This window comes from Flavobacterium sp. CAN_S2 (genome assembly GCF_015752255.1).
Classification (GTDB): Bacteria; Bacteroidota; Bacteroidia; order Flavobacteriales; family Flavobacteriaceae; genus Flavobacterium.
In genome coordinates this window covers 1681479-1695759 of the sequence record NZ_JADOVA010000001.1, presented here as the reverse complement: position 1 = coordinate 1695759, position 14281 = coordinate 1681479, and the positions used below count along the sequence as shown (strand labels likewise).

The window sequence follows — 14281 nt, the reverse complement described above, 5'->3', positions numbered from 1 at the left end:
CAGATATTAATTTCCAAAACGAATTTGCATGCCGCCTTCTCTACCGCCACGTCCTTGATTCATTTCTCTAAATTCTTCCATTTTTTTCATTACGGCTTCATCATACTCTTTTTGAGAAACTACTTTTCCTTTGGTTACTGCTTTAATTTCTACTTTATCCTTTGGATTCAGTACAATTTTAGAGCATAAAATGGTTGTTCTGCCATCATTAACCTCCAAAATTAATCCGGGTAAACCCCAATATCCTTCTGGACCTTGACTCACTGGTATTTCTGAGGTATACCATGCCGTAATTACTATTTCTTTAGGCACTTCAACCGAATCTAAAAAATTTGTTTTTTTATCATCCGCTGGTTTTGCTGCTTCTTTTTTATCCGCATCCTCTTTTCTCGGTCTCATGTTTCTAAAATCAGTTGCGCTAGGTTTTTTTACGGCCGTGGCTTTATAACAAGTATATCCTCCAATTACTCTTGTTTCAGCTTCCATTTTCCAGGCTAGACTCGTAAGCGAATCTTTGACCAAGAATTCTTTCCCCATAAACTCTTTGTCGTTACTGTACTGTTTATCTTTTACGTTTTTATAAAAGGTTCCGCCGCCGCCAGCAAAGCTTGACATCATTCGGAATCCACCGCCACCTTGTGTTGACGCTTCTAACTTTTCTTCTTCCTTATAGATAGAGGCTGTTTTATTGAAGTTGAGGATAAATGTTTTTTCGAACATTTTCTTCATATTTTCCTCAATCCTCTTCTGCATATCCGGAGTCATATTTTTGTTTCCCTCCATTCTAGATTTAAAATCTGAAGTGCTGGTTCTTGATTCATACACCGCCATTCCTTGAAATTCCTGAGCTTGAAGTCCCATAAATGATAAGACTGCTAATACTAATGTGAAAATTACTTTGTACATACTATTGGATTTTGATAAATAAGAGTGAAAAATACTATTTTTGTTACAAGTATTCTGTTAAAATAATAATAAGACAATCAAAATTGTATAAGGTTTAATTGTAATTTCGCTTTCATGAAAAAAGTAATGCTATTGCTATTTATCGGTTCATTTTCAATAATGATTTCTCAAAACCTAAAGCAAAATGCTGTTTTAATGGATTCCATCCGTTTTGATGGCGATCAATTTCTGGGATATGACCCTTTTGGTTTTTATTACACCATAAAAAATAATGTATTTTCTAAAGTTGGAAACCTAGATACAATAGAATATAAGAATATTTCTTTGGGTAAAATCACCAAAGTAGACCTGCAAAACCCACTTAAAATCGTTTTGTTTTACGAAAATTTCAATACAGTTGTCATCCTTGATAATCAATTGAATGAAACCCAAAAAATCAATTTTTCAGAAAATGTGATTCCTATCGTAGCTTCAGCAGTTGGAATAGCTTCTCAAAATCAGCTTTGGATTTATAACAGTATGAATCAGCAACTGGGATTATATGATTATTTGAACACTATCTACAAAACTATTTCAGTCCCTTTTACGGAAAGTATTAAAAATTATTTTTCAGATTTTAATACATTTCATTGGATTGACAATAAAAACAATTGGTATGCCTGTGATATTTTTGGAAGAATTACAAACAACGGAAAAGCACCTGATTTTGAATCGATTGAAATTATAAATAAAAACCAGTTTATCTATTCTGCAAATGGAATTTTAATTTTTCAGGATTTGGAAAAAGACCAAAAAACGGAGATTAAAATTGCCGAAAAAAGCTTTAAAAAATTCTATTACAAAGACCAAATTTTATCTATTTTTACATCCGAAGGAATTACAAATTATAAAATCATAATACCGTAATGCACATAGCAATAGCAGGAAACATAGGCTCTGGAAAGACAACTTTAACACGCTTGTTAGCGAAACATTTCAAGTGGGAACCGCATTATGAAGACGTTGTCGACAATCCGTACCTAGATGATTTTTACCATCAAATGGAACGTTGGTCTTTTAATTTACAAATTTATTTCTTGAATAGTCGTTTTCGTCAAGTGATGCAAATTCGCGAAAGCGGTAAAAAAATTATTCAGGACAGAACCATTTATGAGGATGCACATATTTTTGCTCCTAATTTATATGCAATGGGCTTAATGACCAATCGGGATTTCCAGAATTATTCTTCCCTTTTTGAATTGATGGAATCTACAGTTAAAGCACCTGATTTATTAATCTATTTAAGAAGTTCAATCCCTAATTTAGTAGGGCAAATACATAAACGAGGTCGTGAATACGAAAACTCCATTTCTATTGAATATTTGAGTCGTTTGAACGAAAGGTATGAAGGCTGGATTCAAACCTACGATAAAGGGAAACTATTAATCATTGACGTTGACAACATAAATTTTGTGGACAATCCAGAAGATTTAGGAAACATTTTTAACCGTATCGACGCGGAATTGAACGGGTTGTTTTAAAACACAGATTGCATAAATTATCACAGATTCTCAGAATCAAAAATGCCTCACAATTGCGAGGCATTTTTTATTTATGATAATTAGCTGATTATTTCAAAGAATCAATTTTTGCCTGAACTTCGGCATCAGTTCCTTCAAAATTTTGAATAGTAACTTTACCGTTTATTACTGTTTTGATGGTTGCTTTTACTTTTCCATCCACATTTGTTTTTTCGATAGAAACTTCTTTAGACATCATATGATTTGGCATTACTGCTGCATTCATATGTTCACAAGTTTTATTTGTACAACCTTTTGCTTTACATTCTTCCGCTGACATTGAGGTGCATTTTCCTGAAGCAACACAACACGAAGCTGTATCAGAAATTGTATGACTTCCGTTTCCTAAAATTGGGGCAATTACAAGACCTATCAAACACGTCAATTTAATTAAAATATTCATGGATGGCCCAGAAGTATCTTTGAACGGATCTCCAACAGTATCTCCGGTAACCGCCGCTTTATGCGCATCAGAACCTTTGTATGTCATTTCACCATTGATTAAAACTCCTGCTTCAAAAGATTTTTTGGCGTTGTCCCAAGCACCGCCGGCATTGTTTTGGAAAACAGCCCAAAGTACACCCGAAACGGTAACTCCGGCCATATACCCTCCGAGCATTTCTGCTATTAATTGGTTGTTGTCCGAATAAACTAATTTGCCAAGTAAAACAATCGCAATTGGAAAACCAATAGTCAAAATTCCCGGCAACATCATTTCGCGTAAAGCAGCTTTTGTAGAAATATCGACACATTTTGCATATTCCGGCTTTCCGGTTCCTTCCATAATTCCTGGAATTTCCCTGAACTGGCGGCGCACTTCGTACACCATATCCATAGCAGCTTTTCCAACAGAATTCATTGCCAAAGCCGAGAAAACTACCGGTATCATTCCGCCCACAAATAGCATTGCTAAAACTGGTGCTTTGAAAATATTAATTCCGTCAATTCCCGTAAACGTGACATAAGCAGCGAATAAAGCCAGTGACGTTAATGCCGCCGAAGCGATTGCAAATCCTTTCCCGGTTGCTGCAGTTGTATTTCCTACTGAATCCAAAATATCGGTTCTGGTACGTACTTCTTTTGGTAATTCGCTCATTTCTGCAATTCCACCTGCGTTGTCAGATATTGGTCCGAAAGCATCGATTGCCAACTGCATCGCCGTTGTTGCCATCATCGCTGATGCAGCCAAAGCCACACCATAAAATCCTGCTAAAGCATAAGAAGCCCAGATTGCTGCTGCAAATAAAAGTACAGTTGGAAACGTAGAAATCATTCCAGTTGCTAATCCTGCAATTACATTTGTTCCTGCTCCGGTTGAGGATTTTTGTACAATTGCCATAACGGGTTTTGTCCCCAATCCTGTATAATATTCCGTTACTGACGAAATGAGTCCACCTACTGCCAAACCTACAATTGTAGCATAAAAAACACGCATCGATGAAATTTCTTTAGTCCCTTCGCCAAAGAAATCCATTTTCATGGTCTCCGGCAGCATATATTGTACTAAAAAATAACAGGCAATCAGAGTTAATCCAATTGAAAGCCAGTTTCCCCTATTTAACGCGCTTTGCACTTGCGCTTCTTTTGCATTATCATCTGTAATTTTAACGACCATCGTCCCGATAATCGAAAATAAAATTCCAAAACCGGCGATTGCCATTGGCAATAAAATAGGTCCTATTCCGCCAAAAGCATCTTGAAGATTTCCGCCCATATCTTTGATGACATAATTACCAAGAACCATAGCCGCTAAAACGGTTGCAACATAAGAACCAAATAAATCGGCTCCCATTCCGGCAACATCTCCCACATTATCGCCAACATTATCCGCAATTGTAGCTGGATTTCGAGGATCATCCTCAGGAATTCCAGCTTCTATTTTCCCAACTAAATCAGCACCTACATCGGCAGCTTTCGTGTAAATTCCACCACCAACTCTGGCAAACAAAGCGATAGATTCTGCTCCAAGAGAAAATCCGGCTAATGTTTCTAATACAATAGTCATATCTTCTGTTGAAGTCCAAACTCCATTCATAAAAAAGTGAAAGAAAAATATAAAGAAAGTGGTCAATCCTAGAACTGCTAAACCTGCAACTCCTAATCCCATTACGGTTCCACCACCAAAAGAAACTTTTAAGGCTTGCGGCAAACTCGTACGTGCAGCCTGCGTAGTTCTAACATTTGTTTTTGTTGCTATTTTCATCCCCATGTTCCCCGCTAAAGCCGAGAAAAAAGCACCAAAAATAAATGCAACCACTATTAATATGTGTGTCGTAGGAACAATAAATGAAATTCCCGCTAAAACAACACTTGCTCCAATGACAAAGAAAGTCAATAACCTATATTCTGCTTTTAGGAAAGCTAAAGCACCTTCGTAAATGTAATCCGAAATCTCTTTCATCTTACCGTCACCGGGATCTTGTTTTAAAACCCATGCTCGCTTCGTAAACATAAATGCCAGTCCAATAAATGCCATGGCTATTGGCAAATAAATCATTATTGTATTCATAATTTTGGTTTGGTTTTTGGTTAATATTAATAGTGTAACGAAACGAATTTAAACAAAAAAGCAATACTCTTAACAGAATATTGCTTTTTTTGTAAAAATTATGATGTAAAATTATTTAATACTAAATAATCCCTCTGGTTTATTTTCGATTTGATTAAAACGCTCCGTACATTTTCTAATTATCTCATATGCTTCGTTTACATCTCCCCAACCGCCTACATCAACTTTCTTATTTTCAAGATCTTTATACACTTGGAAAAAGTGTTCAATTTCTTTTAGTAAGTGTGGATTCATGTCTGACAAATCATTTAGAGAGTTCCAGATTGGATCTGAAACCGGCACACAAATTACTTTTTCATCTGGACCTTTATCATCCGCCATGTGGAAAACACCGATTGGTTTTACTTCCATTACACATCCAGGAAAAGTTGGTTCGTTTACCAAAACCAATACATCTAATGGATCTCCATCTAAGGCTAATGTTTCCGGAATAAATCCGTAATCAGCAGGATACATCATTGACGAAAATAACATTCTGTCAAAACGCATTCTTTTTATTTCGAAATCATATTCGTATTTATTTCTACTTCCTCTTGGTATTTCGATTAAGACATCGAAAGTTGATAATTTGTCTGCAGTCATTTTAGTTTTTCTTTTCTATAATTATGGATGCAAAAGTAGGGAAAGTATCCCTTTTTACAATAAAAAATTTGTGTTATATGATGATTAAATTTTAACAGTGAGTACTTTAGTAAACCACTGTCCTATTTCGTTTCTTTAAATAATGGTGCCACAAAAGATAGGTCGCATAAGACCGATACGGACTCCATTGTTTAGCATGAATTTCCATTGCGTCTTTATCATGAATATCCAGTAATTCCTTGATGGTATTTACGACCGCAATATCTCCTAATGGCAATAAATCCGGGGATTGTAGACAAAACATCAAGTAAATATCGATAGTCCAGTTGCCTATTCCTTTGATTTTGATCAGTTCTTCGCGTACTTGCTGAGCCGTTTTGTTTGGCAAAGTTTCTAAATCAAGTTCTTTATCCAATATGGCTTTCGCCAAAGCTTTTATATAAGACGTTTTTTGACGGCTTACGCCAAGATTCCTAAATTCAGTATCTGATACATCAAGAAGAATCTCTGGTGCTACCGTTTTTAAACTAGTTTTTATTTTCAAAAAAGTGGCTTTCGCCGAATCAATAGAAACTTGTTGTTCCAAAATCAACAATACCAAAGTCTCAAAACCTTGTGGCCTTTTGGGAATAGTTGGCATTCCGTATTGTTCAATAATTACTTTAAAAATAGTGTCTTTTTCTGAAAGATAGTCGATGGCTTCTTGCATAATCTGATGTTTTTTTAGCCCGGATGGAAACGGCATCCTTTTTATAAGGCGATTTTTATTCGCCTTGTAAAAAGATATAGTGCACAGCCGGAATAGCTCCTAAAAATTAAACCCGAACGATCCTTTTACTGTGAAACGATTCGTTTCCGGCACATTGAGATAGTTCCCTCGCCAAGCAAAATCGATACGGAATACTTTGAAGATATTTCCAATTCCAGCGCTGTATTCCCAATAGCCTTTTTCCGGTGCATTGTACACCAAACCTGAGGCATTAATCGCTCTGTTTTCATCAGAAATACTACCATAAACCCCTTTTACGGATACAATTTCTCTCCAATTGAGCTTGCGCATAAACGGTATTCTGGAAAAAAGACGGCCGTTGAAATTGTGATTCCACTGCAAAGTAGCATATTGGTCTGCAACAAATTCATAAAAATTAAGGTTGCTAAAGGTATTTTCAAGTATGAAAAAAGTTTGATTTCCCGGGATGACACTCATCAATCCCAAAGGAACGGTTCCAAAAGTTTTCCCCACTTCCATAATAATATTAGTTCTCCCTAAAGGTCCTATGATAATGGGTTGTTTGTAGTACAATTGTAATTTGTCATATTTGAAATCACTATCCAATAATCCTTTGAAACCATGGCTGTAATTTACAAAAAAGCGACTGTACGGACTGTCTACATTTTCTCTTTCAACTGCAAATCCAATTGTTTTTCTTTTAGGAGTGTATTCAACCTGGAAATTGACTTCTGATTGTTTCACATCACTTTTTGTAACACCATTTGCAATATCTGTGTAATAATCCAAACTGAAAGTTGGCGATGCGGATTCGAGTGTGCGATAGGAAATTCCGGTTTGGAAAATCAAATTTTTAACAGGTTCTATTTCAACCGCAACATTGCTTAGATTAATGTTAGTCAATTTCCCATTATTCCCCGATGAAAATACAGAAGACGAAGCAAAACTTCGACCCAAAATATCGTAAGTTGTAGTCAGACTCGCGCCAATTTGCTCAATATCACGTCTGTTTCCTCCGGACAAAATAATTCTTTTTTTCTTATCGACCATCCATTTTCCGGAAAAGCCATATTTGAATTTGTCATCCTTAAATCCATACGCCGTGTAACCTTGTATACGCCAACTGTCATTGGTTCCAAAATAAGTTCTTCCACCAGCTCGCAATCGAACACCTTCTACTTCGTTATAACCAAATGTGGAAAAAATAGGGCCGTAATCAAAATTTCCAAACTGTAAAAAACCGCTTGCCAGAACTTGAACCGTACTATAAATTTGTTTAAATTTCTTGACCGTTTGCAATGTATCCAGCATTTTATAAACCCCTAATTCGTCTTTGGTTAAATTCTCAAACCTATTTTCATCCCAGTATTCATCTGATTTATTATAGACATCGGCATCCATATAATTGACTTCATCCTTGTAAAAAGCGACCGGTTTTTCAATATTAAATTTATGGTTTCTGTAATAAGTAGTTCGTTTTCCGTAAACGCCTTTTGATTTTTCTTTTTTGTTTAAAGCAAAGTCCGACATCAAATAATCCTTTGTCAATAAGAAAACTGAATCGCTGACCACCTCAAATTCCTGCTCTAAATAAATGTCTTTTACCCAGTTGATATTAGCACTTTTGGTCACAGCCATATTAATTTTCTTAATGGCGAAAGTCGAATCATTGACCCAAAAATCTCCTTTAAAAGTCAATTCGTTTTTACGCCTTGGATAGAAAACAATATTAAAGCACCATTTATCATCAATATAAGCACTGTCTTTCAATACATAATTGTAAACATCAATCCCAGTTTTAGATAACGGACTGGTGAAACTTTTATCAAAAAAGGTTAAGTAATTATTGTAGATGTCGTAATTGGAATACAAATCTTTCACAAAAGTCAAAATCTGTTGATTTCCATTAAATCCAGAAGTTTTACTGGCTTTAATTTTCTCTTTTAATTTCTTCAATTTATTGTCTCCGTAAACATCATTCAGTGTTTCGTTTACAAAAATGGGCAGATAGGTTTTACCCGTGATTTTTGAAGTATCCATTTGGTTAAAGATAAACTCCATCCCTTTGAAAAGTTTACTTTTCATGAAAGCACTATCTATAGAATTCATATCAAATTCTATTTTCTCATACTTCTCCATTTGGTATTGGTCAAACAAATACAACCCGTTTTGACGTTTTCTTTCCCAGATTTTTCGAAGAATATCTAACGCTGGATTATTTTTTTTAGACGTTTTTCCGGTAAAAATTACAACTTCGTTTAAACTCTCTGCTTCGTTTAGCTGGATTTTTAAATTGTAATTGACTAATTTTTCTAACGTAATTTCTTTTTCAGAAAACCCAACAGATGAGATCAACAATACCGAATACGTTTTAGCGGATTCCAGATAAAACTTACCGTCTTCATTAGCAACAATTCCTTCACTTGAATTCTTGAAAACGACATTAGCAAAGGGAATCGGCTGATTCAATTTGTCTACAACAATACCACTAACCTTTGTTTGAGCAAAAACAGCATTCGCCGAGACAAACAAAAAAAACAAGAAAAACAAAGAAATCTTTTTCATAATCATTCAAAAAAAAAACTTCATCAAATTAAATAATTGATGAAGTTATTAGGTTTAGACTTCTTAGATTGTGAGCTTTCTCGGATTGAAATCTTACAATCCAAGAAGCCTAACAATCTAATTGATCTATTTTTTATACATTACTTTTTTAACCGCTTTTACCACGTCACCAGCATTTGGCAACCATTCTTTCAATAAAACTGGAGAATAAGGCGCTGGCGTATCTGCCGTTGTGATACGTTGAATAGGTGCATCCAAGAAATCAAAAGCGCGTTCTTGAACAATATAGGTGATTTCAGAAGCAACACTTGCAAAAGGCCAAGCTTCTTCAAGAACTACTAATCTGTTTGTTTTTTTAACCGATGTTAAAATCGTCTCATAATCCATAGGACGTACGGTTCTCAAATCGATAATCTCACAAGAAATACCTTCTTTTGCTAATTCATCCGCGGCAATATGCGCTTCTTTGATAATTTTTCCGAAAGAAACGATTGTTACATCCGTACCTTCACGCTTGATATCCGCAACTCCCAACGGAATTACATATTCACCATCTGGAACTTCACCTTTATCACCATACATTTGTTCTGATTCCATGAAAATCACAGGATCGTTGTCACGGATGGCCGCTTTCAACAAACCTTTAGCATCATAAACCGTAGATGGAACTACCACCTTAAGACCTGGAGTGTTCGCAAACCAGTTTTCTAATGCTTGTGAGTGAGTCGCTCCTAATTGTCCTGCCGAAGCTGTTGGACCACGAAAAACGATTGGCACATTAAATTGTCCACCAGTCATCTGACGCATTTTAGCAGCGTTATTTATAATTTGGTCAATCCCAACTAAACAAAAATTGAAAGTCATGTATTCCACAATCGGTCTGCATCCGTTCATAGCTGATCCTACTGCAATACCAGTAAAACCAAGCTCTGCGATAGGAGTATCAATAACTCTTTTCTCGCCAAATTCAGCAAGCATTCCTTTAGATGCTTTGTAGGCACCATTATATTCTGCAACTTCTTCACCCATTAAGTATATGGACTCATCGTGACGCATTTCTTCGCTCATCGCTTCGCAAATGGCCTCTCTAAATTGTATCGTTCTCATATTATATGTTGTATGTGTCTAATTTTCGAAAAGCAAAAATAAATATTTTATATCACTTAAAAGCATAAATTACCCTAAATTAATTCAGGATTTACTACGATAATTTTCAGGAGCTATTTCCGGCTCTCCGCTGTATCTTCCTGTGGCTAAAGGAGCCACAAGAAGGATGCCGCTGCTATCCGGGCTACGAAATCGAAATAGTAACGAAAAATATTATGCATGCATAGTATATTATTCAAATTAATATTTTAAATTTGTAAAAGAAATTACGAATAATAAAATATATAAGTATGAAAATATTAGTTTGCATCAGTCACGTTCCTGATACTACTTCAAAAATTAACTTTGTCAACGGAGATTCTGAATTTGACACCAATGGAGTACAATATGTAATCAATCCTAATGATGAATTTGGTTTAACCCGTGCCATTTGGTTCCAAGAACAACAAGGCGCAACAGTAACTGTTGTAAATGTTGGAGGACCAGAAACAGAACCTACTTTAAGAAAAGCATTAGCAATAGGCGCTAACGAAGCCATTCGTGTAAACGCTACTCCTACTGACGGATTTTTTGTAGCCAAACAACTTGCTGAAGTAATCAAAAATGGAGCGTACGATGTAATTATCGCTGGAAAAGAATCTTTAGACTACAATGGTGGAATGGTTCCTGGAATGATAGCCGGAATTTTAGGATATAACTTCCTTAATTCTTGTACAAGTCTTACTGTTGATGGAACAAGCGTAAAAGCGGTTCGCGAAATTGATGGTGGAAAAGAAACTGTTGCTACTACTTTACCATTAATCATTGGTGGACAAAAAGGATTGGTGGAAGAAAAAGACTTGCGTATTCCAAACATGAGAGGAATTATGACTGCAAGAACTAAAGCATTGACAATTCTGGAGCCAGTTGACGCTACTGTGAATACAAAAGCAGTAAAATTTGAAAAACCAGCTCCTAAATCAGCCGTGAAATTAATTGCTGCTGACAATTTAGATGAATTAATCAATTTATTACACAACGAAGCGAAAGTAATCTAGTAATCAGTTTTCAATCTCAGTTTTCAGTTGCAAAACTTTAAACCTGAAACTTTAAACTTTAAACAAAAAAAACATGTCAATATTAATATACGCGGAATACGCAGAAGGAAAATTCAAGAAAGTAGCATTCGAACTGGCCTCATATGCAAAAAAAGTAGCTGAAAGTTTAGGAACTACAGTTACAGCAGTAACCGTAAATGCTGGAGATGTTTCAGAATTATCAAAATATGGAGTAGACAAAGTTTTAAAAGTAAACAATGATAAATTATCAGGATTTACAGCAAAAGCTTACGCTGATGTCATCAAACAAGCTGCAGAAAAAGAAAACGTAAAATTAGTTTTGCTTTCATCTACAACGGATAGTATTTATCTTTCATCCCTTGTTGCAGTAGCTTTAAAGGCTGGTTATGCATCAAATGTAGTTGGATTACCGGTTTCAACTTCACCATTTCAAGTAAAAAGAAATGCTTTTTCAAACAAAGCGTTCAATATTACTGAAATCGCAACAGAGGTAAAAGTGCTTGGACTTGCAAAAAACTCATATGGGATTTTTGAAACGCCTTCAACTTTAACAGAAGAAGATTTTAACCCGACTATTGGAGACAATGATTTTGGTGTAAAAGTAGAATCAGTTGAAAAAGTTTCTGGAAAAGTTTCCATTGCTGATGCTGATATTGTTGTTTCAGCTGGACGTGGATTGAAAGGTCCGGAAAACTGGGGAATGATAGAGGAATTAGCTACAGTTCTTGGAGCTGCAACCGCTTGCTCAAAACCAGTTTCTGATTTAGGATGGAGACCTCACGGAGAACATGTGGGACAAACTGGAAAACCGGTGGCTACAAACCTTTATATTGCAATTGGAATTTCTGGAGCTATTCAACACATTGCGGGAATCAACTCTTCTAAAGTGAAAGTTGTAATCAACAGCGATCCCGAAGCACCATTTTTCAAAGTAGCTGACTACGGAATTGTAGGCGATGCGTTTGAAATTGTTCCTCAATTAATTGAAAAATTTAAAGCTTTCAAAGCTCAGAATTCATAAATTATAGCATCCCATTAATTTAAATGCTACTTAAAAACAAGATATTTGTATCTTTGCTTTTAAGTAGCATTTCTTTTTTGTAGTTGCTACTTAATTTTTTATAAAAAAAAGTACCTCGTACTTTCCCATAACAACAATTATGAGCTTAGTTAAATTATCCATAAAAGGAATTTCATACAGTCAAACTCAAAACGGAGCCTACGCTTTGATCTTGAATGAGGTTGACGGCGAAAGAAAATTACCCATTGTCATTGGTGCTTTTGAAGCCCAATCCATCGCCATTGCCTTGGAAAAAGAAATAAAACCACCACGCCCTTTGACCCATGATTTGTTCAAAAACTTCGCAGAACGTTTTGATATCGTAGTCAAACAAGTCATTATTCATAAATTAGTTGATGGTGTTTTTTATTCAAGTATCATTTGCGAAAGGGATAAAATTGAAGAGATTATTGATGCCAGAACTTCCGATGCCATTGCGTTAGCATTGCGTTTTAATGCTCCCATTTTTACTTACAAAAATATCTTAGACAAAGCCGGAATTTATTTGAAGTCAAATCCTTTAGATCCAAATAAAGAGTCACAGGAAATTGACGATGTACTTTCTAATCCTGACACTTTTGGACGAGAAGAAGAGAGCAATCAATCTGGAGAGACCTATTCGAAACACAGTTTACAAGAATTGAATGAATTACTAGATCAAGCCGTTTCTCATGAAGATTACGAGAAAGCCGCAAAGATTAGAGACGAAATTTCAAAAAGAGAATCTTAAATTGATATTTCAGTTATTTGATAATTTGATTGCAAATAACCAACTAAAAAATCACCGAACCCACCAAAAATGAAGCAATATTTAGATTTAGTGCAACACGTTATGGAAAACGGTTGTCAAAAAGGAGATCGTACAGGAACAGGAACAAAAAGTGTGTTTGGATACCAAATGCGTTTCGACTTGAATGAAGGTTTCCCAATGGTTACCACCAAAAAACTGCACTTAAAATCTATTATTTATGAATTGCTTTGGTTTTTAAAAGGCGATACCAATATAAAATACCTTCAGGAAAACGGCGTTAAAATCTGGGATGCTTGGGCTGATGCGAATGGCGATTTAGGACCTGTTTACGGGCACCAATGGCGCAACTGGAATAGCGAAGAAATTGACCAAATCTCTGAATTGATTAAAGAATTAAAAACCAATCCTAACAGCCGCAGAATGCTGGTTTCGGCATGGAATCCATCGGTACTCCCAGACACTTCAAAATCATTTGACGAGAATGTAGCTAACAATAAAGCCGCTTTGCCTCCTTGTCACGCTTTCTTTCAGTTTTATGTTTCTGATGGTAAATTATCTTGTCAGTTATACCAGCGAAGCGCTGATATTTTCTTAGGTGTTCCTTTTAATATCGCTTCGTACGCATTACTTACAATGATGATTGCACAAGTTTGCGATTTACAACCAGGAGAATTCATTCACACTTTTGGTGACGCACACATTTACAACAATCATTTTGAACAACTTGAATTGCAATTGTCCCGTGAACCAAAACCATTGCCAAAAATGATTTTGAATCCTAATATAAAAGACATCTTCGCATTCGATTTTGACGATTTTACGCTCGAAGGCTACGAACCACATGCCTTGATAAAAGGCAGTGTTGCGGTATAAAGCAATAAAAAAACGGTGTTTTAGCTAAACTACTAAAACACCGTTTTCATTTCCTGCAAACTCATTCCATTTGAAAGAATCTGCTTCTGGTTCATTGACAAATACTCCGTCGATAACGTATTTGAATTCGTAAGCAGCATCTTTATTGACATCGAAGACTCCTTTGAAAGTACCATTTTTTAATTTATTCAAAGCGCCATCTTCAAGACTCCAATTATTGAAATCACCAACTACTGAAGCTTGACTTGCTTCTTTTGCAGCAATGGAAAAAGTAACTTTACAAACTGGTTTTGTTTTTACAAACTGTTTTTTAATTGCCATAACACATTCATTTATAGATTTATGAAACAAAGTAAACGAAACATATTGAAGTTTCAATAAGCATTATAAAGATTTAATGGAATACGCTAAACAATGTTAATTTTTGACAAATTCAATATTTTAAACCATTGTAAATTTACTATTCAAAAATCAGAAAACGTTTTCTCCCAAAATAATCCATACGCAAAACAGTGACATTG

At 35.5% G+C, this 14281-nt stretch carries 13 protein-coding genes; 6 read left to right on the top strand and 7 right to left on the bottom strand.

The window, feature by feature from the left end; all coding sequences use genetic code 11:
- Positions 1 to 6 precede the first annotated feature (6 nt).
- On the bottom strand, positions 7 to 906 hold the full coding sequence (locus tag IWX80_RS07595) for a GLPGLI family protein (RefSeq protein WP_196852859.1): 900 nt from the start codon (positions 904 to 906) through the stop codon (positions 7 to 9).
- A 114-nt stretch (positions 907 to 1020) separates the two neighbouring features.
- Here IWX80_RS07595 and IWX80_RS07590 point away from each other — a divergent pair, with 114 nt between their 5' ends.
- Positions 1021 to 1812, top strand: a complete 792-nt coding sequence (locus tag IWX80_RS07590; protein WP_196852858.1) for a hypothetical protein — start codon at positions 1021 to 1023, stop codon at positions 1810 to 1812.
- Entirely contained in the window at positions 1812 to 2426 is a 615-nt protein-coding gene (locus tag IWX80_RS07585; protein ID WP_131909429.1) for a deoxynucleoside kinase, read from the top strand. The genes IWX80_RS07590 and IWX80_RS07585 overlap by 1 nt, the downstream gene beginning before the upstream one ends.
- A gap of 88 nt (positions 2427 to 2514) precedes the next feature.
- On the opposite strand, the gene IWX80_RS07580 is transcribed toward IWX80_RS07585, so the two are convergent.
- The 5 genes from IWX80_RS07580 to IWX80_RS07560 form a co-directional block, all read right to left on the bottom strand.
- The gene (locus IWX80_RS07580) at positions 2515 to 4974 is read right to left on the bottom strand and encodes a sodium-translocating pyrophosphatase (RefSeq protein WP_196852857.1); all 2460 of its coding nucleotides are present in this window, start codon (positions 4972 to 4974) and stop codon (positions 2515 to 2517) included.
- Positions 4975 to 5085: 111 nt separating this feature from the next.
- The gene (locus IWX80_RS07575) at positions 5086 to 5616 is read right to left on the bottom strand and encodes an inorganic diphosphatase (protein WP_196852856.1); all 531 of its coding nucleotides are present in this window, start codon (positions 5614 to 5616) and stop codon (positions 5086 to 5088) included.
- 106 nt (positions 5617 to 5722) lie between these two features.
- Positions 5723 to 6325 (bottom strand): DNA-3-methyladenine glycosylase family protein, encoded by a 603-nt coding sequence (locus tag IWX80_RS07570; protein ID WP_196852855.1) that lies wholly within the window; start codon positions 6323 to 6325, stop codon positions 5723 to 5725.
- A gap of 99 nt (positions 6326 to 6424) precedes the next feature.
- Positions 6425 to 8911, bottom strand: a complete 2487-nt coding sequence (locus tag IWX80_RS07565; RefSeq protein WP_196852854.1) for a DUF5686 and carboxypeptidase-like regulatory domain-containing protein — start codon at positions 8909 to 8911, stop codon at positions 6425 to 6427.
- 126 nt (positions 8912 to 9037) lie between these two features.
- Entirely contained in the window at positions 9038 to 10018 is a 981-nt protein-coding gene (locus IWX80_RS07560; protein ID WP_066082989.1) for a pyruvate dehydrogenase complex E1 component subunit beta, read from the bottom strand.
- Positions 10019 to 10308: 290 nt separating this feature from the next.
- On the opposite strand from IWX80_RS07560, the gene IWX80_RS07555 reads away from it, so the two are divergent.
- The 4 genes from IWX80_RS07555 (at position 10309) to IWX80_RS07540 (ending at position 13760) form a co-directional block, all read left to right on the top strand.
- Entirely contained in the window at positions 10309 to 11055 is a 747-nt protein-coding gene (locus tag IWX80_RS07555; protein ID WP_196852853.1) for an electron transfer flavoprotein subunit beta/FixA family protein, read from the top strand.
- A gap of 73 nt (positions 11056 to 11128) precedes the next feature.
- Positions 11129 to 12097, top strand: a complete 969-nt coding sequence (locus IWX80_RS07550; RefSeq protein WP_196852852.1) for an electron transfer flavoprotein subunit alpha/FixB family protein — start codon at positions 11129 to 11131, stop codon at positions 12095 to 12097.
- 139 nt (positions 12098 to 12236) lie between these two features.
- A complete protein-coding gene (locus IWX80_RS07545; RefSeq protein WP_113637507.1) occupies positions 12237 to 12866 on the top strand; it encodes a bifunctional nuclease family protein in 630 nt (209 codons plus the stop codon).
- Between the two features lie 69 nt (positions 12867 to 12935).
- Positions 12936 to 13760, top strand: coding sequence for a thymidylate synthase (locus IWX80_RS07540; RefSeq protein ID WP_165152504.1), 825 nt, complete (start codon positions 12936 to 12938; stop codon positions 13758 to 13760).
- Positions 13761 to 13784: 24 nt separating this feature from the next.
- Here the strand turns inward: IWX80_RS07540 and IWX80_RS07535 are convergent, their stop codons facing one another.
- The gene (locus tag IWX80_RS07535; RefSeq protein WP_196852851.1) at positions 13785 to 14081 is read right to left on the bottom strand and encodes an isoamylase early set domain-containing protein; all 297 of its coding nucleotides are present in this window, start codon (positions 14079 to 14081) and stop codon (positions 13785 to 13787) included.
- Positions 14082 to 14281: the final 200 nt, after the last annotated feature.